At 43.8% G+C, this 20,373-nt stretch carries 20 protein-coding genes; 4 read left to right on the forward strand and 16 right to left on the reverse strand.

Features of this window, described 5'->3' with window-relative positions; genetic code table 11:
• Positions 1 to 21 precede the first annotated feature (21 nt).
• Together AC6I1H_RS07665 and AC6I1H_RS07670 are read right to left on the reverse strand one after the other, a co-directional pair.
• Positions 22 to 1,017: a tripartite tricarboxylate transporter substrate binding protein gene (locus tag AC6I1H_RS07665; RefSeq protein WP_497740362.1), complete on the reverse strand. Its 996-nt coding sequence runs from the start codon at positions 1,015 to 1,017 to the stop codon at positions 22 to 24.
• A 332-nt stretch (positions 1,018 to 1,349) separates the two neighbouring features.
• Positions 1,350 to 2,141 (reverse strand): IclR family transcriptional regulator, encoded by a 792-nt coding sequence (locus AC6I1H_RS07670; protein WP_497740363.1) that lies wholly within the window; start codon positions 2,139 to 2,141, stop codon positions 1,350 to 1,352.
• Between the two features lie 207 nt (positions 2,142 to 2,348).
• Here AC6I1H_RS07670 and AC6I1H_RS07675 point away from each other — a divergent pair, with 207 nt between their 5' ends.
• Positions 2,349 to 3,707: an ATP-binding protein gene (locus tag AC6I1H_RS07675; protein WP_497740364.1), complete on the forward strand. Its 1,359-nt coding sequence runs from the start codon at positions 2,349 to 2,351 to the stop codon at positions 3,705 to 3,707.
• Between the two features lie 52 nt (positions 3,708 to 3,759).
• On the opposite strand, the gene AC6I1H_RS07680 is transcribed toward AC6I1H_RS07675, so the two are convergent.
• From AC6I1H_RS07680 to AC6I1H_RS07730, 11 genes are all read right to left on the reverse strand, one after another.
• A complete protein-coding gene (locus tag AC6I1H_RS07680; RefSeq protein WP_497740365.1) occupies positions 3,760 to 4,647 on the reverse strand; it encodes a shikimate dehydrogenase in 888 nt (295 codons plus the stop codon).
• 47 nt (positions 4,648 to 4,694) lie between these two features.
• Positions 4,695 to 5,072 carry a type II toxin-antitoxin system VapC family toxin gene (locus tag AC6I1H_RS07685; protein WP_497740737.1) on the reverse strand — a complete coding sequence of 126 codons (378 nt, stop codon included), beginning with the start codon at positions 5,070 to 5,072 and terminating at the stop codon, positions 4,695 to 4,697.
• Positions 5,073 to 5,212: 140 nt separating this feature from the next.
• Positions 5,213 to 6,238: a PfkB family carbohydrate kinase gene (locus AC6I1H_RS07690; RefSeq protein ID WP_497740366.1), complete on the reverse strand. Its 1,026-nt coding sequence runs from the start codon at positions 6,236 to 6,238 to the stop codon at positions 5,213 to 5,215.
• 117 nt (positions 6,239 to 6,355) lie between these two features.
• A complete protein-coding gene (locus AC6I1H_RS07695; protein ID WP_497740367.1) occupies positions 6,356 to 6,997 on the reverse strand; it encodes a bifunctional 2-keto-4-hydroxyglutarate aldolase/2-keto-3-deoxy-6-phosphogluconate aldolase in 642 nt (213 codons plus the stop codon).
• Between the two features lie 239 nt (positions 6,998 to 7,236).
• Complete coding sequence (locus AC6I1H_RS07700) at positions 7,237 to 7,425, reverse strand: ferredoxin (RefSeq protein WP_497740368.1); 189 nt, start codon at positions 7,423 to 7,425, stop codon at positions 7,237 to 7,239.
• Between the two features lie 55 nt (positions 7,426 to 7,480).
• Positions 7,481 to 8,947, reverse strand: coding sequence for a carbon starvation CstA family protein (locus AC6I1H_RS07705; protein WP_497740369.1), 1,467 nt, complete (start codon positions 8,945 to 8,947; stop codon positions 7,481 to 7,483).
• Positions 8,948 to 9,110: 163 nt separating this feature from the next.
• Positions 9,111 to 9,875, reverse strand: a complete 765-nt coding sequence (locus tag AC6I1H_RS07710) for a LytR/AlgR family response regulator transcription factor (protein WP_497740370.1) — start codon at positions 9,873 to 9,875, stop codon at positions 9,111 to 9,113.
• A complete protein-coding gene (locus AC6I1H_RS07715) occupies positions 9,847 to 11,574 on the reverse strand; it encodes a LytS/YhcK type 5TM receptor domain-containing protein (protein WP_497740371.1) in 1,728 nt (575 codons plus the stop codon). The genes AC6I1H_RS07710 and AC6I1H_RS07715 overlap by 29 nt, the downstream gene beginning before the upstream one ends.
• Before the next feature lie 220 nt (positions 11,575 to 11,794).
• The gene (locus AC6I1H_RS07720) at positions 11,795 to 13,435 is read right to left on the reverse strand and encodes a carbon starvation CstA family protein (protein ID WP_497740372.1); all 1,641 of its coding nucleotides are present in this window, start codon (positions 13,433 to 13,435) and stop codon (positions 11,795 to 11,797) included.
• 30 nt (positions 13,436 to 13,465) lie between these two features.
• Positions 13,466 to 13,972, reverse strand: coding sequence for a DUF8052 family protein (locus AC6I1H_RS07725; protein ID WP_497740373.1), 507 nt, complete (start codon positions 13,970 to 13,972; stop codon positions 13,466 to 13,468).
• A 247-nt stretch (positions 13,973 to 14,219) separates the two neighbouring features.
• Positions 14,220 to 15,758, reverse strand: a complete 1,539-nt coding sequence (locus tag AC6I1H_RS07730; RefSeq protein WP_497737566.1) for a hypothetical protein — start codon at positions 15,756 to 15,758, stop codon at positions 14,220 to 14,222.
• A gap of 203 nt (positions 15,759 to 15,961) precedes the next feature.
• On the opposite strand from AC6I1H_RS07730, the gene AC6I1H_RS07735 reads away from it, so the two are divergent.
• The 3 genes from AC6I1H_RS07735 (at position 15,962) to AC6I1H_RS07745 (ending at position 17,322) form a co-directional block, all read left to right on the forward strand.
• A complete protein-coding gene (locus AC6I1H_RS07735; protein ID WP_497740374.1) occupies positions 15,962 to 16,399 on the forward strand; it encodes a nucleoside recognition domain-containing protein in 438 nt (145 codons plus the stop codon).
• 95 nt (positions 16,400 to 16,494) lie between these two features.
• Complete coding sequence (locus tag AC6I1H_RS07740) at positions 16,495 to 16,944, forward strand: nucleoside recognition domain-containing protein (protein WP_497740375.1); 450 nt, start codon at positions 16,495 to 16,497, stop codon at positions 16,942 to 16,944.
• 15 nt (positions 16,945 to 16,959) lie between these two features.
• The gene (locus AC6I1H_RS07745; protein WP_497740376.1) at positions 16,960 to 17,322 is read left to right on the forward strand and encodes a MazG-like family protein; all 363 of its coding nucleotides are present in this window, start codon (positions 16,960 to 16,962) and stop codon (positions 17,320 to 17,322) included.
• 12 nt (positions 17,323 to 17,334) lie between these two features.
• On the opposite strand, the gene rho is transcribed toward AC6I1H_RS07745, so the two are convergent.
• From rho to AC6I1H_RS07760, 3 genes are all read right to left on the reverse strand, one after another.
• Positions 17,335 to 18,600, reverse strand: coding sequence for a transcription termination factor Rho (gene rho, locus AC6I1H_RS07750; RefSeq protein ID WP_497740377.1), 1,266 nt, complete (start codon positions 18,598 to 18,600; stop codon positions 17,335 to 17,337).
• Positions 18,601 to 18,950: 350 nt separating this feature from the next.
• Positions 18,951 to 19,904 (reverse strand): two-component system sensor histidine kinase NtrB, encoded by a 954-nt coding sequence (locus AC6I1H_RS07755; protein WP_497740378.1) that lies wholly within the window; start codon positions 19,902 to 19,904, stop codon positions 18,951 to 18,953.
• On the reverse strand, positions 19,865 to 20,296 hold the full coding sequence (locus tag AC6I1H_RS07760) for a response regulator (protein WP_497740379.1): 432 nt from the start codon (positions 20,294 to 20,296) through the stop codon (positions 19,865 to 19,867). The genes AC6I1H_RS07755 and AC6I1H_RS07760 overlap by 40 nt, the downstream gene beginning before the upstream one ends.
• Positions 20,297 to 20,373: the final 77 nt, after the last annotated feature.

Genomic DNA, 20,373 nt, shown 5'->3' on the forward strand with positions numbered 1-20,373 from the left:
CGGCTCAACGAATTGGTCGATCTATTGTTGTTTTTTAATTTCTTCTACTATTTTGCTCATTAAAATTGTGTCTTCCTGAATAAATTTTTTATATTCTTCAGCGTTTAGATAGTAAATGCCCAGATTCGCTTTTTTCATAAAATCAACGAATTGTTGATCCTTGCTAGCTTGTTCAAAGGCTTTTGTTAATATATCCTTGACTTCCTGAGGTGTCCCCTTAGGAACAGCAAGCCCTCTCCATGTTCCTGAAACAACATTTATACCTTCTTCTATCGCAGTTGGTACATCCTTAAGGTCTTCAAAGCGCTTTTCTGCCATAACAGCAAGCGGTCTTAATTGACCTGCTTTTATCTGGGCTACAGCTTCCCCTGGATTTGTTATAGTAAAGTCTACATGACCACCTAATACTGCAGGTATAGCTTCTGCCGCCCCATTATAAGGTATTTGATTGAATTTTACTCCCTGGTTTAATTCAAGAGCAAGAACATAAAAATTAGGCTTCGCTGTACTTGCAAATTTGATTTTACCAGGGTTTTTCTTGGCATCATCTACAAGTTCTTTGATATTCTTGTATTTTGAATCACTTTTTACTAAAACAATTGCAGGATCTTGATTTATATTAGCAATTAAATCGAAATCATCAGCAGTTATTTGGGCAAGTCCCATTAAAGGCAATGATACAATTTCTCTTGTTATCATAGTTACCGTATAGCCGTCGGGTTTCGACTTTGCCCCCTCGGTCATACCTACTGCTCCAGAACCACCGGTTTTATTAACAATAACGATTGGCTGGCCCAGATATTTCTCTGCCGCACTAGCAAGAGCTCTCGCCACGGCATCAGTCCCACCACCCGCAGCAAATGGGACTATCAGTTCAATATTTTTTTCAGGAAATTTATTTTTGTTATCGGTGGTAGTATTATTGGCTGAATTTTGTTGGCTAGTATTTTGACCACAGCCAGTGAAAATCAAAGAAGCAATAATAAATATACTTACAAGCGCTAGTAATTTTTTCAATTAATTCTCCTCCCTCTGATACTTAATTTTATAAAAATATAGTCACGATTTAACACAACGTGGTATTTTTTAATACCCACTCCTTTCTTTTTTTATTTATTGCTTTAAAAAATACCATATTCATCTATCCCATTTCGTCAAGTATATCCGCAACAGCACCCGTATAAAGTTTTAAATACCGTTCTATATACTCTTTATAATCAAGAATATTAAGCATAAAATACTCTGCAAAATAGTTTATATGTTTCATATTACGGTACATCGTTTTATTTTCTGATTATATATTTCTAATTCTACATATAACTTCGAAATCCTGCTCTAATTAAATATTTTTATTTTCTGATTTTATCTTTATTTTTATATTTATCCCAGCCCATTTTTATAGATATTTTTTCAGAACATTTCACTACTTTTTGTGCGAGATAATTGACTGTTTCGGGCAGTATAGTAACCGTAGACCCGGAAATGCTAAGCGCTCCAACAACTCTTCCGGAGTAATCAAAAATCGGAGCTCCTATGCATCGTATGCCTTCCTCGTTTTCCTCATCATCCACTGCAAATCCCACGGTTCTGACGGTTTCAAGATGTTTCATCAGTTTATCGGGATCTGTAATGGTATTTGCAGTGTATTTTTCCAGCCCCTCATCGATTACTTTCCTGACAAAATCTTCCGACGAAAAAGCCAAAATGGCCTTGCCCACCGCTGAAGCGTGCATGGGAGCCCTGCGGCCTATCTGAGAATACATGCGGATGGTCCTGTTGCTATCTATTTTATCGATATAAATGACACTGTTGCCATCGGGCACTACCAGATGAACGGTTTCATTCACCCCTGATGAAAGCTCTTTTAGAAGTTCATGAGCTTCGCGGCGAAGGTCCATTCTTTCCAGGATCGTCCCCGCCAAGTGAAGCAACTTCATGCCCAGGCGGTACCTTTCGGTGTAAGGATTTTGCTCAACATATCCAAAAACCATAAGTGTGGATAAAAGCCGGTGAACGGTGCTTTTGTGAAGGTCTAGGCGCCGCGAAAGTTCCGTCACGCCAAGCCCTTCCTTTTCTTCGGCCAGTTCTTCCAATATTTTTATAGCCCTTTCAATCGACTGGACGGTGTTATCTTGCGACATAATTTCCCTCCAAAATTTTCGAAGATGTGCTATAATACGAAATATGGTTTCGATGCTTCAGTATAGCAATTCGACATATATCGTTAAAATCCTTTTATTTAAATCCTTTTCATTTCAAAAACCTGCTTCCAAATCTAGTATTCTTCCATCTTTTCTGATACAATATATTCGCATCGTACTACATAAAATTCATCAGGAGTGATAGCAATGGATAACTTTCATGATACGGTTTTTAAGACGCTTTTACTTTCAAAAAAACTCCTTGTGTACAGGAACATTTTAAAAGACCCCGTAATCATAAAATTTCAGGAACTCCTCAACCTGTCGCTTGACGGCGATTTGGTGGATACTATAATGAAATATCATGATTTTTTCGGGATGCTTGTCGAAAGGGTCGAATTCGAAGGAACATTTTTTTCCGGCGATTTATGGAAGGAATTTATGCTTGACCTCATTGTTTACGACGAAAATCCTTTCAGCCTCAAGTGTGAAGCGGCAGGCATCGACGGAATCGGACACGCTCTTTTGGACCTGGCGGTTCATGACCTTCAGAGCTTGCAATCCCTGTTTAATTTCGACTTGAACACTTTTTCCGAATTTTTAAATCACAAATTCCCCGGCGCGGGCTTCAGGAATTTCCCCGCATGTTATGAGACGTGCGGAGTAAAAGGCCGGTCCTTTCCCCTTGCTTTTCTGGAAAAAAAGAAAAATTTATTCAACATTTTTTCCGATTCACGGGATTGGGCTTTAAACGTAGGAGACCTTGCCTTATTTTATAAAGAAGCGGGATGCGGGAAGTTTGGAAGATACTGGGGGTTCAAACTGGTAGAAACCGAAAACGGACCCATGCTTTCAGGCATTCAGGAGCCGGATCCGGTCAGGCTTTCAGATCTAGTGGGGTATGAATCCCAGAAAAAAGAAGTGGTAGAAAACACACGGCAGTTCGTTTTAGGTTACAGCGCCAACAACATGCTGCTTTACGGCGACCGGGGCACGGGAAAATCGTCCACCATAAAAGCCCTGCTTCACGAATTCGGCAAGGACGGCCTCCGACTGGTGGAGGTCCCAAAATACCATTTGATTCACCTGAACGGGATAATCTCCGAACTCAAGAAGCGGCCCCAGCGTTTTATCATATTCATCGACGACCTTTCTTTCGAAGAAAACGAAACAGAATACAAGTACCTGAAATCCATTCTTGAAGGAAGCCTTGAAGCAAAACCTGAAAACGTCCTGATATACGCCACTTCCAACCGCCGCCACCTGGTAAGGGAATTTCACAGCGATGCGGCGGGCGACGAGATCAAATCCCGGGACACGGTCCAGGAAAAATTGTCTCTTTCCGACCGCTTCGGCATAACGGTCATCTTTCCATCGCCGGATAAAGCTGAATATCTGGAAATCGTCGAAGGCATTGCCCAAAAGAAAGGGATAAGACTGGACGCCGAAAAGCTGCGGGAGCTAGCATTGAAATGGGAACTCTGGAACAATCAACGTTCCGGAAGAACTGCCAGGCAGTTTATAGACGACCTGGTTGGAAAAATCGGCATGGGCGAAATTAAATAAAAAAAGCCGGAATTTATTCTTTTGTTGCATCGACCGAAACACAAAGGCCTCATTATGAATCTTTTTGAGGCCTTTTTACCAAATACTCTACAATTGATTTTTCCATAATTTCAAGGGGTGCTTCTCTGCCGGTCCATATTTTGAAGGCGACGGCAGCCTGATGGATAAGCAGGCTGGTTCCTGCAACGGTATCAAGGTTCAGGCTGCCGGCTTTTTTTAAAAATGAGGTTTCCAGAGGCTCGTACACAGTATCATAAATTACTGCATTTTTTTGCACATACTGCCACGGAACCAGTACAGCCAGATCTCCTTTATTGTTCATGCCCAGCGATGTGCAATTTACTATCAAATCGCTCTCATTTAGCGCATTACTCCATTGTCGGATTTCCCAGGGTAAAATCCTTACTTCAATTTCTTTAAAATTGCTTAATTTGTCTGCCAGAGCTGTCGCCCTATCATAATTCCTGTTTGTAATGTATATTTTTTTAACCTTATTCATCGCCAGGTGAACTGCCACGGCTTTTGCCACTCCTCCGGCGCCAAAAATGAAAACTGTAGACGGATATTTATTATATTTTGACAATAACGATAGCCCAAAACCACTGGAGTCCGTGTTATAACCTGTCAATATGCCATCGTCATTTATTACGCAATTCACGGCGCCTATTAATCGGGCTTCCGGCGACAGTTTGTCAAGATATTGCAATATTTCTTCTTTTAAAGGCATTGTGACGCTGAGACCTTTAATTGAAAAAGTACGGACCATCTTCATCGCCATGCTCAAGTCTTCTTTGCCGGTTTTGAATGCTATGAACACTTTATCCAGTTTTTCGTGCTCAAACGCGCTGTTGTGAATTATCGGCGACAGCGAATGGCTTACGGGATCCCCTAGAATTGCATAAATATCGGTTTTGCCCGAAATGATTCGAGAATGTCCCATTTTATATGCTCCTCCATTTTTTTAAATCATAAAAGCGTTTCTTATTTTCATTCCGGATAGGCTGTAAATCCCATCTGCGTAAAATGTTTATCATAAGTAAAAGCGCACTCACAGCGGTACTTTTTCATAACTGTGAAGCTGGTGCAATCTGTAAAGCTAAAGGTTTTATCATGGTATTTTTTAGCCAACATCCAGGCTTCTTCTTCATCATTTTCATCTATTCTTATTAACTTTAGAACTTTACTTTCTCGAATGAAAGTACTTATTTTGATAGCATCATCATGTCTTCTGCAAAAATAAGCGTATACTTCATCAAACACAAAGTTTGTAGTAAAGGGGATGAAATTCATGTTTTCCAGGTTTTCAGGCGTAAAAAATTTTGCACTTTTATCATGATTAACATCATCCATATCAAAGAGGGATATAAAAGCGGATCCACCTCCAAATCTACATTAAACTTATATTATACATTATACATCATTTTGACTGAGAATCAATTCATTTCAATTAAAAAAAGAAGGCCCTTACAGGCCTTCCCGATTTATGCTTTCGTCTTGTTTCTTGTTTACCTCTGCACCCGGCCGGAGGCATCGCCTTTGGCCAGGGTCTGAACCTCCTTCAATGTCACATGGTTGAAATCGCCGACGATGGAATGTTTCAGGCATGATGCCGCCACGGCGAATTCCACCGCATCCTGGGGAGCATAACCGTTCACCAGGGCATATATCAGTCCTGCGCCAAAAGAATCACCGCCGCCCACACGGTCCACTATATGAATCTGATACTTTCTGGACTTATAATATTCCTTGCCGTCGTAATAAAGGGCGGACCAGCCATTGTCAAAGGCTGAGTAACTTTCTCTCAAGGTAATGGCAACGCCTTTCAGAGAGAACTTTTCTGCAAGCTGCCTTGCGACATCCCTGTAGCCTTCTTCGCTGAGTTCCCCTTTGGTCACATCGGAGGTCCCGGCTTTTATGCCGAACACTTTTTCGGCGTCCTCTTCATTGCCGATGGCCACGTCCACATATTCCATAAGACCCGTCATGACCTTGCATGCCTTTTCAGTAGACCAGAGCTTCTTCCTGTAGTTGAGGTCACAGCTCACTATGACGTTCAGCTTTTTGGCGGTTTTTACGGCATCAAGGCACGCCTGGGCCGTATTGTCTCCCAGGGCGGGAGTTATACCTGTGAAATGGAACCACTTTGCTCCTGATAAAATTTTTTCCCAGTCAAAATCGGAGGGACTGGATTCCGCTATGGAAGAATGGGCTCTATCATATACCACCAGCGACGGTCTCTGGGAGGCGCCGATTTCATTGAAGTAGATGCCCAGCCTTTCCCCGCCTTTCACCACATAATCGGTATGCACACCGTAACGGCGGAGGTGGTTGATGGCCGACTGCCCGATGGGATTGTCCGGCACCTTTGTGACAAAGTACGCATCCTCTCCGTAATTCGCCAGGGATACCGCAACATTGGCCTCTCCGCCGCCATAAGTTACATCAAAGGAATCGGCCTGTACGAACCTGAGATAATTGGGCGGCGTAAGCCGCAGCATGATTTCACCAAAAGTGACTATTTTATTGGGCATATAACCACTCTCCTTATCCTTAATAATTTAATAATGTAATCCGGATTGAATTTCCAGGGATTTGCTTGGCCAAATCCTGCTGAAACCAACCTGCAATCTGGATTTTCAAACCTCGAATTAATTGCGCGCCGCCTTCACGGCTTCAACAAACTTCCTGGCTGTATCCTCCACTTCCTCGTAATTGCCCTTCTTTGCTCCTTTTGTGAGCTCTCCTCCGACACCGACGGCCACGCATCCCGCCTTTATCCACTCGCCCACATTTTCAAGGCTCACGCCGCCGGTAGGGATAATGGGGGCGTAGGGAAGCGGTCCCATGATGGCTTTAACCATCGAAGGTCCGAAGGCGCTACCGGGGAATAGCTTCACAAAATCGGCACCGGATTCCATGACTTCCACCACTTCTTTTATGGACATGGCTCCTGGCATGGTGACTTTCTGATATCTGTTGCAGAGCTTCACCATATCCGGATTAAAGTACGGGCTTACGAAAAATTCCGCTCCCGCCAGCATGGCAGCCCTGGCGGTTTCCGGATCCAGCACCGTCCCCGCTCCTATCAGGATTTCTCCTCCGGGATAGGCTTTTTTCAGTTCACGAATGACATCTATAGCCCCGGGCACCGTCATGGTTATCTCGATGGCCTCCACTCCTCCAGCTTTTACGGCATCGGCGATTTTCAGCGCCTGATCGGGAGAGTCGGCCCTGACCACGGCAACAATGCCGCAGTCCATGATGCGCTGCATGACTTTTAACTTATTCATAAAAATCCTCCCTGTTTCATATTATGATACTATGTTTCATAATCAATATATATATTCTACGCAAAACTAAATATTCCTTCTTTAACTGTATTTATTTATATAATTTTTCATTCAACTTTTTATCAGTATAGTAGGAGGTGACTTTACAAAGCACACCTTTCCTTTCTCAAAACTATACGTGGTTTATGAAGATAAAAAATTGAGTTCCATCCGAACGGATGAAACTCAATCTTCCGCTACTATTCCTCTTTTATAGCTTCCGAGGGACAGTTCTCTAATGCTTCTCTTGCTTCGTCTTCCGCATCGGCGGGCACTTCATCCACTGTAGAATGTGCTTTCCCATCATCGTTCCAGTCAAAAACCGCCGGGCAGGTATCGATGCAAAGTCCGCAGCTGATGCAAAGGTCCTGATCTACGTATACCTTCAAGGGTAAAACCTCCTCAAATAGTTTTCCTTGACTATTTTACCACAATCAGGTGGACTTATGCAAAGGTTTTTTTAGTTTTTTCTTCGACAGTATTCTTTATTTCTACAGGTTTGATACTCATATTGAGTGGGCGTGTCCTGAAGTAAAAGTATAAGAATGCTGCTGCCGCTGCAATTATACCTATGGGATATGATACGCTTGTAGGAAGTCCGAAGCCCTCCGGCGCCTGGAATATATAGGTTATGCTGACTGCCGTCATGAATGTGGCGGGTATTGTGGCGATCCAGTGCAATTTATTTTCCTTCACAAGATATACAGCGCCTGTCCATAGTACCATCATAGCCAGCGTTTGATTGGACCATGCGAAATATCTCCATATGATATTGAAGTTTATCTGAGAAAGTATTATACCTACTGCAAATATCGGAATTGTTATTTTGTATCTATTCACTATCGGTTTTTGGTCGAGTTTCAACATTTCTGAGATAGTATATCTTGCTGCTCTAAAGGCGGTATCACCGGAAGTTATTGGAAGCACCACGACTCCAAGTATGGCCAGCACACCACCTATAGTTCCCATCATGGCAAAGGATGCTTCCTTTACTACCGCTGACGGTCCGGCAGGAGTGGCAAGAACCTTTCCGAGGCCCGGCGTCCCCCCATAGAAGCTCATGGCAGCCGCCGCCCATATGAGGGCTATTATAGATTCGACTATCATCATGCCGTAGAATACAAATCTTCCTTCTTTTTCATTTCTGACACATCTTGCTATAATAGGAGATTGTGTAGCATGAAATCCGCTTATAGCTCCACAGGCAATGGTGATGAACAACAACGGCCACAGCGGTGCTCCCTTGGGATGAAGATTTGTAAAGGTGATCTCAGGTATATTATAACCCTGAAAAATCAAGGACCCTCCTATCCCAAAAGCCATAATCAGGAGTATGGCACCGAAAATCGGATATATTCTGCCGATGATCTTATCGATGGGCAATAGTGTTGCCAGGAAGTAATATGCAAATATTATCCAGACCCATACACTCTTGGTTAATACTTCCGGAGTCAGGATGGCCAGCAGACCCGCAGGACCGCTGACAAATACCACACCGACCAGCACAAGAAGCACTACGGCAAATACGTTTACAATGATCCTGCTCTTTTCGCCAAGATACTTTGCAGCCAGTTCAGGCACATTGGCACCATTGTTTCGGAGTGATATCATGCCCGCTAGATAATCGTGTACAGCACCAGCGAAAATACCTCCAAACACTATCCACAAGAAAGCCGCTGGCCCCCATAGGGCACCGGAGATGGCGCCGTAGATAGGTCCAAGACCTGCGATATTAAGGAGTTGGATAAGGGCATTGCGGTACTTGTCCATGGGAACATAGTCCACTCCATCAGCCATGGTATAGCAGGGCGTCTTGCGGTTCCCGTCGGCGCCAAAAATCCTTTCCACGATGGCACCATAGATCATATAGCCCAGTATAAGGACGATAATAGAACCAATAAAGGAAAACATTTAAAAAACCCCCTTTTATTTGTTCCACCAAAGCGGACCTTTCTTAATTTTATTTTAAATCAAAAACATACATTATTGTCGATTTTTACCCCCAAAGGCAAAAAAAAAGACCCGGAAGGTCTTTATAGTATCTTGAACGGTAAATTTAATTTAAAACTAAAACTCAAATCTCGAACATTTCCCTCAATTCTCTGGCGTGCCTCCTGCTTACCGGGACTTCGTCCTTCTCGTAGCCTTTGATAGATAGGATGAAAGTGCCGTTGAACCATGGTATGATCTCTTTAACCTTGTCAAAATTCACAAGATAGCTTTTATGGGTCCTGACAAATTCCGAGCTTGCTATCTTTTCCTCCAATTCAGAAAGGGTATAGGGGCTTAAAAACTCCCCTTTTTCGGTCTTTATTTTACTTCCCTTTTCAATGGCTTCGCAGTAACATATATCTTCAGGACACACCAGATAGATCCTATCGTTTTTCCAAAGTGAAAGCTTGTTGCAGGCCGTTTTTCTGGTCTTTTTAAGATAATCCGAAACCTTTAGCGATTCCTGCTTCTGCTTTCTTTCCATGAATACCTCGATGAGCCTTTTAACGGTTTTATCCAGCCTCTTTTCCGAAAAGGGCTTTAAAATGTAGTCCATGGCGTTTATCTCAAAAGCTCTGACGGCGTACTCATCATAAGCGGTGGCAAATACCACCACCGGCGTCACACCTTCCGAGAACACCTGCCAGGCCACCTCAAATCCGTCCATGTCGGAAAGCTGGATGTCGAGAAAAATAACATCGGGTTTTATAGTCAATATTTTTTCTATGGCTTCCTGCCCCGATGAAGCCTCGCCGACAATTTTTATTTCGTCATAAGCGTCCAACAGATAACGCAGCTCTTCTCTGGCGGGTGGCTCGTCATCGACCAGCAGCGCTGTAAATTCCACCATCGTTCCTCCCTGCCTTCTGCGCCGGAATAAAGAACTTTACTTTTGTTCCCACACCCGGCGTTGAAGATATCGTCAGACGGCTTCGAACGCCGTAAAGGCTTTCCAGCCTGCCGTTGACATTGCAAAGACCTATTCTGTCGCGACTGGCAGTGCAGGAAAGCAATTTTCCCATAATATTTTCATCCATGCCCACACCGTCGTCTATCACAAATATTTCTATACCATCCTCGAGAACCCTGGCTCCAATGCGCACGGTGCCCCCTTCCTTCTTCGGCAGGAGCCCGTGTTTTACTGCGTTTTCCACCAGCGGTTGCAGAATGAGGGGCGGAACCATGACATCGATGCCGTCCTGTATCTCAAAAACCGCCTTTAGCTTTTCGCCGAAGCGCGCCTGTTCTATGGCAAGATAAGCCTTTACGTGTTCTATCTCCTGCTCAAGAGGCACCATATCAAGGCTGATGCTCAGGTTTTTCCTGAAAAATTCTCCCAAATATATTAAGAGTTCCCTGGCTCGGGCAGGATCCTTTCTCAGAATTGATATGATGGTATTCAAAGCATTGAATAAAAAATGAGGATTTATCTGCGACTGCAGCGCTTTGAGCTCGGCGCGGGCCAGCAGTTTGGACTGATATTCGAACTTGCCCAGTTCCAACTGAGTGGAAAACAACTGCCCCAGCCCCTCCGCAAGCTTCACATCCACGCTTGAAATGCTATTTTCGCGGCTCTTGTACAGCTTGAGGCAGCCTATCACCTCATCTTCTTCTTTCAGAGGTACTATGACAGCCGCCTTCAGCGGGCAATTTTCGTCAGGGCACTCTATCTCCGAGCCGGATGATGCCGTCTGGCACTCACCGGTGGCAAGAGCCCTGCGGGTGGCTTCAGTGAGAACATTGTGGCCGGGTTTATGATGGTCCTCCCCCGCTCCGATATGAGCTAAAATCTGTTTTTCATCGGTGATGGCAACAGCATCGAAGTCGGTTTTTTCATAAATTATTTTCGCCGTTTTATATGCGGACAGTTCATTAATTCCGCGTCTGAGATATGGCAGCGTTTCCGAGGCAATGTCGAGCGCCAGCTGCGCCTGATATGCCCCGGCCCTTTCCTGTTCTTTGAATATATTCTCCACAATCAATATAAAAATGGCTATACCGGCTGCATTCACGGAAGTCATGGGAAACCATATAACCCTGACCAGAGCCAGAGCAGCATAAAAAGGCCTGGCGATAATCAGAATAATCACCATCTGCAGAAGCTCCAGGCTGGCTCCTATCAAAAAAGCCGTTGTCCAGTTCACTCTGCCGTGTTTTAATTTTCTGTGAATGAACCCCGCAATGGTGGCCTCGGTAAAAGTGGACACCGCACAGGCCAGAGCAGTAAAGCCTCCTATGTCTATGACCCAGCGGTGAAATCCCGCAATAAAACCGGAAAGCACCCCCACAAACGGCCCGCCCAGCAATCCTCCGATGATAACGCCCACGGCCCGGGAGTTGGCTATGGCGCCATATACGGGTATGCCCAGATATGTGCCCAGTATGCCGAATGCTCCGAAAATGGCTGAGAGCATGAGCTTGTCTTTTAGGGATACCTCATTCTTCAATATCAAATTTTTAAACGACCTGTTCCTCGACAGCAAATACGCGATCACTATAAAGAAGCCCAGCCGGTTCATCAGATTTATCAGTATGGAAAATATCATATTTTCAACTCCTGAAAAATGCAATGTTCGACTGCTAAATTTAATATATCATATTTTTTAAAAAGTATTAATTGATTTTTGTAAAACTAAGTCCGCCGCTGGAGATGGCCAAGAACACTGAAAGTTCTCCGTCGCCGCTCTTGAGTTGGAAACAAGGAGGGGGAGGTTTATGCTCAAATCTTTAGAGCCCGCTTCGCAGCAGGCTCCTGGGAATTTGACATTATATTCCTACAGATGTCTTTTTGTTCTTTCCCGTCAACACACCGTAAGTCTGTATTATGAGCAGGATTGCCAGTATGAATAACAGAACTGCGAACACCACCAGAAGGTAGTTTCCCGCGGCTGCATTGGATTTTATTAAAAATCCCAGCGCCGTCAATGTCACCGCAAACATAAATATCATCGGCAGTATGAGCATGCCGTTGTTCTTGCCGGCATTGGCCAGCCACGCCGCCACCGCCAGAAGCGCAATAGCCGCCAGAAGCTGGTTCGCCGAACCGAATATGGGCCATATGACCTTCCAACTGGTGAAAGCCAGGATAACCGAAGCTATAACAGTTATTATGGAAGCCACGAACCTATCGCCAAAGAATTTTGTCGCGGCGCTTTTCTCCTGCCCCTTTTCGCCCGCCTCCGAAATATTTTCAAAAAATTCCTGGAAAGCAAACCTTCCAAGCCTTGTGGCGGTGTCAAGGGTCGTCAAAGCAAAAGCGGAAACCGCAAGGGCGGCAAAGGTCTTTCCTATGGTAAAATTGACTCCGAAACTTGTCATGAAAGTGCCCAAACCATCGGCAAAAACATTGGTGGGACCGCTTTTCATCAAAGCCGCAAATTTATCATTGGCCAGATAAGCTGCGGTTATTATGGCTATGGTTGCCAGGACACCTTCTATGAGCATAGCGCCGTAACCAATAAGTCTCGCATCGCCTTCCCTGTCCAACTGCTTTGCTGTGGTGCCCGACGCCACAAGCGAGTGGAATCCCGAGATGGCGCCGCATGCCACTGTCACGAACAGCATCGGGAACAGGTACTGGGTACCCACTTTGAAGCCGGTGAAGGCCGGCAGTTGAATGTGCGGGTTATACAGTAGTATGCCTATGATGCCGCCCAGCATCATGCCGTAAAGCAGGAATGAATTCAGATAGTCCCGGGGTTGGAGCAGTATCCACACCGGCATGATGGAAGCCGCTACAATGTATATGGCCAGAATGGCAATCCATGCGGTTTTGGAAAGGGACAGCGGAGCATAGTAGCCGAAAATGATGCAGAAAGCCAGAATGATGACGCCTATCACTGTGCTGATCGATAATGAAGCGTTCCTGCGGTATACGGCAAAACCGAAGGCCACAGCCAGAGGTATGAACAACAGGGACGCTGTGGCCGCCTGCGGCGTGGCCACGAATGTATCCGCCACTATGTTTGCAAAAGCCGCCACCACCAGCACCAGCGTGAGCCAGGAAAAAAGTAGAAAGAGCCTTTTGCCGGTAATACCCACATTGACTTCAATGACGTCTCCAATGGATTTCCCCTTATGTCTCAGCGAGGCTATCAGGGAACCGAAGTCATGGGCCGCGCCGAAAAAGATGCTGCCTATTATTATCCACAGAGCCACCGGAACCCATCCAAATACGGCAGCCTGAACCGGGCCGTTAATGGGACCTGCCCCCGCAATGGATGCGAAGTGATGGCCGAGCAGCACAGGCGCCTTTGCTGGAGCATAGTCTATTCCGTCGTACATGGTATGAGCGGGAGTTTCGCGGTGGATGTCGACGCCCCATTGTTTTGCCAGCCATCCGCCGTACGCCGTATAAGCTATCAGGAAAAGTATGATTGCACCTATCAACAGCAAAATTGCACTCATTGTGGTCCCCCTTTTCTTTTTTTTATAATCCTACCGGGCGGCAGCCGCAGCCTGTTCAAAATCTTTCATCACCTCTTTTCCTTTTTTATTTGCCACCACCCTATCGGAAACTCCATCTACTCCTATAAGCCTGATGTCGCACCACCCTTTCATTCCAAAGCCAAAGTACTTTGTGTATTTATATCTTTTAATATAGCTTTCCACTTCCGGCAAAAGCCCATTTTTTGCCACAATTATGCCTGTCAATGTGGTGCACATATGGTTTGTGTCGGGTTTTGTCAGGATTTTTATTTCACCTTGCATCCATTCTACGAACCGTTCGACGTCATTCAAATTGGGGGCCAAAAAACTTTTGACGAAACGGTACTCGTGGGCTTCATATGCGTCCAGCACACTCACAAAGAAAAATCTTTCATTTTTGATATGAAATTCGGTATACAGATCAAAAACCATGTCGCCGATCCGGTGATTTCTGTACACATCGAAAAATTTTTCATGTTTTTTCTCCAGGATATCCAGGTACTTTTCAAAAATCATGATTTCCTCCAACGTTGGTCGAAAATTTAATATATTTACAAATATATTATACGTCCAAAAAAAGAAATTATGTTAATATTTGCTTCAAACGGTATAAAATAAGTTCCAAACGGTCGGATTTTATATCCAAGCGGCACGATGAACGTTTAATTTGCATATTTCTATAAATGACATAATATATTATTGTCCTTTAAAAGTTTTAAAGAAAAACAAACTTTTATACAAAAAGTCCTTCAGAAGCCACTAACTACGCGGCTTGCATATTAGCCAAGAGAGGATACTCTTTAGCCTTGATTTTCAAAATAGAAGACATAACCCTTAACCCCTTTTTGCTGACTTTATATTTAAAAGAGTGGGGGATTTTACATATTAATTTATGGGCTCTTAGCTTAGCTAATATTCGGGTGGTTTTATTTCTTATTCTTTTATCATTAATATCGAAGTCAGGAAAAAGTTGAGTACGAATATCAAAATTAGTAAAACCGTTAATATTGTTAGCCCCATTCATTACAGCAAGAAACAGCTGACAAGTTTCGGGAGAAAGAACATTAAAGCCGCTGTAATCTCTATTTTTGTATGTTGTTTTGCCGCATAATTTCTCTACCTCCTGTATAACTTCTCCTGTAGGAACTGCCTGCGCTAGAGCATCAAAATAACGAAGATTAGAGGCTTTAGAAACCTGAGCATATCTATACAGATTAGCAATTGACTTACCCATGGGAGTCCAGCGCAAGACTTCACCTTGCTTGCTATTTACACGTTTTAATATCTTGAATTCATGAGGGTCATTTATAGTGGTTTCTACCCTAAGAACGCTATACTTATCATACATTTTAATAATGTTTGATTTCATTCTGTGTTTAATGCGTAATCCTTGGGGCCGTTTTTTAATATCGGAGACTATTTCTCCCTGAAATGCATTATGCATTTTACGGCCAAGGAAAGTCATTACATCATCGCACTTAAAGGAAATCAGAGCGTGTTCAACCAGAGCCGGATATATTTTTTCCAAATCTTCTCGGCTATTAAACATAATATCGGTTGCATACTCGCACTGATCTACACACCAATAATATCCTTGATGAAAAATCTCATAAATTCTGCTTAGGAAAGGGTTAATTTTTGCGGCAATAGCATCCAGCCTCTTGCAAAACTTTAACGATTCTATTTTATCAGCGAGCTCTTGAGCTTTTTCAACATCGGATATATATGTAAAGCTATTGTCATAGCGATTGTATTGAATACCGTGTTTATCTAATTGTTTTGAAAGATATTCTCTGCCATTTATATAAACTTGTATCATAAAAGGAAACCATGTTTGAAGTTTTACGTGCATAAAGCCGAATTCGCTGTCAAGATAGTAGAAATAAAGATAGATGCATTTACGGTCAACGTTTTTTAGTTCAAGTTTTCCTGTTTGAGTGTTTTTTATCACCTGCAAGGTAGAGCAAAACTCAACGGTAGATAATATGCATATTAATCCTTCATCAATCGGGTTTTCTTTGAGACATTTTAATGCAGTTTCTTCTTTTGAGATTCTGGGAGAATTAAGGTATATATAGGGGCGTTTAAGTTCATTGGCCATATTTATAGCATGCTCTTTTATTTTCCCAGTAACTTGTAAGGCATAATTACCAAAATCCGTATATAATAAGCTTTCCTGACTTAAGAAGTGTTTTTTACCTGAAGGGCTAAAAAACTGCCGAATGTGACCTTTTATTATTATTCTGTCAAAAGTGCTCAATATTCCATTGATTTTATCTTTATATTTCTCTATAATTATCATAGTAGCCGTTACCTCCTAAGCGATTGTGTCACTGGCTTGGCCAAACACTTAAGGTTATTTTAAACCATTCGCTTCTGGTGAGCAAGTCACCGATTTTATTATTGAGGGACGGCTACTGTCCTTATTTTTTTGATTGCAGCTTTGCTGCGGTACGTTATAATCTTGAATATCCAGAATTAATTGCTTAAATCGGAGGTGCCGTCTTGCAAAACACTCAAAAATCTCTTTCGGCAGGCACCGTCAAACGGGGACTTATCGCAGGCGTGGATGTCACATGGCAGCTGGCAAGAATCGTAATACCGATTTATTTTATTGTCACCTTTTTAAAACATACTTTTGTATTAAATGTTATTTCCGGTCTATTTTCGCCTTTAATGAGGCTTTTCGGCCTACCCGGAAAAGCCGCCATCGTCCTTGTCCTGGGGAATGTGGTCAATCTTTATGCGGCCATAGGGGCTATGGTTTCCCTCTCCCTCACTTATAAAGAAATCACAGTGCTTGCCATTATGCTTTCTTTCTGCCACAGTCTGCCGGTGGAAACCGCTCTGGCAAAAAAAATAGGCCTTTCAGCCGTCAATGTAATTGCGGTAAGGGCCGGTCTTGCCATCTTATCGGGGATTGCATTCAATCTTATGCTTTAATGAGTCAGGTGAGTCAGGGGACGGTTCCTTGACTCAACAAGTTGAGTCAAGGAACCGTCCCCTGACTCACCTGACTCATAAATGGAGGAATCTTAATGTTGAGTATTTTAAAAGAAGCCGCGGTGGGAAGCTTTCTGTCGGTGAAGCAGATTGCCTTTATTGTCATACCGCTCATGATCTTTATGGAAATATTAAAGGACATGGGCATCCTTGAAAGAATAGCAAATCTTTTTTCGCCGGTGGTCAAAATTTACGGCATGAAAAAAGAATCCGGATTCCCGCTGGTTATAGGGATAATAATAGGGCTTTCGTACGGCGCCGGTGTCATCTTCCGGTCCGCCAGGGAAGATAAACTGCCCAAAAGGGACCTCTACCTGATAACATATTTTCTGGTCTGCGCCCATGCGGTCTTTGAGGATACCGCGATTTTTATGGCCATCGGTGCGAGCGGCGCCCTCCTTCTTGCCACCCGTCTGCTGGCGGCCGCATTTTTTACTTATCTTGCCTCCCGGCTTATCAAAAGTCAGGATGAAATAATATCGTAAAGTAAGGTGAAAAATATGGAAATACAAAACGGCAACAGTTTCAAAGTCATAAGCCTTCCAAAATTGAACGGACTTACGCCAACCCTTGAATCCACCGCTTTGAAGCTTATGGAGGAGGCCGGAGAACTGGCTCAGGCCATAGGCAAATTCCGTGGCCAGAGCGGTGAAAAAGTCAGGATGGATGAAAAGGAAGCGGTGGACAGGATGGCGAGAGAACTGCTGGACGTGGCCCAAGTGGCCGTATCCATGATGTTCGTTCTGGAGGAAAACTACAATATCAACCTGGAGGAAAAACTCCGCCAGCATATTGAAAAACTCATATCAAAAGGATATCTTTATCAAACCGATTTTAAAGAGCAAAAAAAGACCGATTATTAATCCGCATCACTTTTACGTCAGCTGCAGTTCGTTTACCGTGGCTGCCAGGTTTTCAAAAAATTCCCTGTTGGTTTTTGTCCTTTTCAGGCGGTTTATGAGGGTCGTAGCAGCTTCCACTGTTTCCAGCGGAGCCAGAGCTTTTCTGAGTACCCACACCGCTTCCAGTTCGTCTTTAGACAGCAGGAGTTCTTCCCGGCGCGTGCCGGATTTTTTTATATCTATGGCAGGGTATACTCTGCGCTCCGCAAGTTTCCTGTCAAGATGGATTTCCATGTTGCCAGTGCCCTTGAATTCCTCGTATATGACATCATCCATTCGGCTCCCCGTCTCCACTAGAGCGGTCGCTATTATAGTCAGGCTGCCGCCTTCTTCTATATTGCGGGCTGCCCCGAAAAACCTTTTAGGCTTGTGCAGAGCGCTGGGATCAAGCCCGCCGGATAGAGTCCGACCGGTAGGGGGGACCACCAGGTTATTGGCTCTTGCCAGGCGTGTGATGCTATCCAGCAGTATCACCACATCTCTTCTGCTTTCCACCAGCCTCTGGGCCCTCTCCAGCACCATGTCCGCCACTCTCAAATGGTTTTCGGGCAGTTCGTCAAACGTGGAACTCACCACTTCTCCTTCCACGGAACGCCTGATATCCGTAACCTCTTCGGGCCTTTCATCTATCAAAAGCACGATCAGCTGTACGTCGGGATGGTTCCTGGTAAGGGCGTTGGCTATTTTCTTGAGCATCATGGTCTTCCCCGCTTTGGGCGGAGAAACTATGAGCGCCCGCTGGCCTTTTCCTATGGGAGATATTATGTCTATTATCCTGGTTGAAAGGTCCTGAGGGTCATTTTCAAGAGTGAGCCTGGGCTGGGGAAAGATTGGAGTGAGTGAATCAAAGTGGAAACGTCCTATCGCATGCTCCGGATCCAGACCATTTACCGCTGATATCTGCAGGATGGCCCTGTATTTTTCTCCTTCCTTGGGAGGTCTTATCTTGCCGGAAATCATATCTCCGGTCCTTAAGTGGAATCGTCGAATCTGCGATGGAGAAATGTATATATCCTCATCCGACGGAAGATAATTCTCTATGCGTAAGAATCCATATCCGTCGGGCAAAACTTCAAGAACACCTTCGGCCATGACATCTCCTGGTTCTTCTGCCATGGTCTCCATGATTTTTATTATGAGTTCGCGCTTTCGGTATTTGTAATATCCTGGTATTTTCTTTTCTTTTGCGATTTCATGCAGCTCGGCTATAGTTTTCTTTTCAAGTTCAGTAATTAACAAAATTTCACTCCTTTACATCTGAGTAAATTTACATCTGAGTAAAGATATGCTCTTTTTCACGGGAAAATATTTAAAATCTTCGGAAGCAAGAGGCCGATGTACTAACACGGCAGATTTTCTCGTGATGATTTATTGTTTAAAATATAGGAAAAATCTAAAAAGGGGGGCTATCAAAGATTATGCACATAGATGGGAAAAATATTCAATGATGAACACTTTTTAAAAAAGGAGACCCATAGAAGGGCCTCCTTTTTATTGATACACCGAGGAGGATTTGCCTTTTGCTTGTTATTATACCATTAATATCTTGCGGCGTCAATATTTGAGAGGTTTACTTTATTGTTCCAGAGCTAAGATGCCTGCGGCAATTTTATAATAAATTTGGTCCCGCAGCCTTCTTCAGATTCGAATTCTATTGTCCCTCCGTAGCTTGAGATAATTCTCCTGGATATATACAGACCGAGACCCGTACCATTTTCTTTTGTAGTAAAAAACGGTTTGAATATATTGCCTTCATCTCCTTTTTTTATACCCGACCCCTCATCTCTTATCTCTGTTATCACGGTTTTATCTTGTGCATAAATGCTTAGATAAATATTTCCACCTGAGGGCATCGCGTCGAGGGCATTTTGTATTATATTTATAAATACTTGCTTTAACTGATCCGCATCTATATAAACCGGGACAATGTTATCGTCCGCATTGAAATGGCATGAAACCCCTTTCATATCAAATCTCGGTTTGAAAAGTTTCAATATTTCTATCAATAATTTGTTCACAAAAACTTTATCGCCATTTTTTTCCTTATTTCTTGTCAGCATCAGAAAATCATCGGCCAGCTTGGCCAGACGGTCCAGTTCAGCGACCATGATTTGCGTGTACTCTCTTCGCTTGTCATCCTGCATCAAACTGTTTTCAAGCAACCGCAAAAAGCCCCTTATGGAAAATATGGGATTTTTAATTTCATGGACTGCGCTGGCGGCCAGCTCCCCGACCACAGTCAAATTTTCAAGCCTTGAGATTATTTTGTGATAATTTTCACGTTCATTTTTATCCTCATAAGATATTACGGCGCCAAGCTGGCCGTGGGGGCCTTCCACCAGAGAGGTTGTAACATCGAAAACTAGCGGGGCCATTTCATCGCAACTATCGCTCGCACTTTCGATGAAGACCTGATGCTTTCCTTCTTTGATCAGAATCGGCGGATCGTCACTAATTGAACGAACATTCTCCGTGAATGTTTCTTCGTAAGCGCGCGCGAAATTTACGAAATCATTTGATCTGTCCCGGAGTCCATCGCCCATCTGTCTTCTCCTCTCGGTGCCGTATCTTGTGTTGTCGAAATTCTTACAAGGAGACTTTTCAGTTCCTCCACGTCGAAAGGCTTTACAAGATAACCGCACGCTCCTTCTCTTCTGGCGCGGTTTATGTACTCAATATCAGAATTCCCGGACATGAGAATGGTGGCCATCTCGGGTTTTTCATCTTTTAAATGTGCCAAAAGGGTGAAGCCGTCAATTCCCGGAATGGTCATGTCGATTAAAGCTATGTCCGGTTTTTCCTTATGTATCATACGCAAAGCTTCCCTGCCGTTTGCAGCACCGAAAGTCAAATATCCAGAAGAAGAAAGCGCCTCCAGCAGCATGGTCCTTACCCACAGCTGATCATCCACAACCATCACCTTGCATCTTTCCACAGACTTCTGTCCCCCTTTTCTTGGCAATCCTTATCTCTCTTTCAAGCGTTCTTCCGGTCTTTTGAGAACATCGCCTC

It is taken from the genome of Biomaibacter sp. TOL, assembly GCF_059717795.1.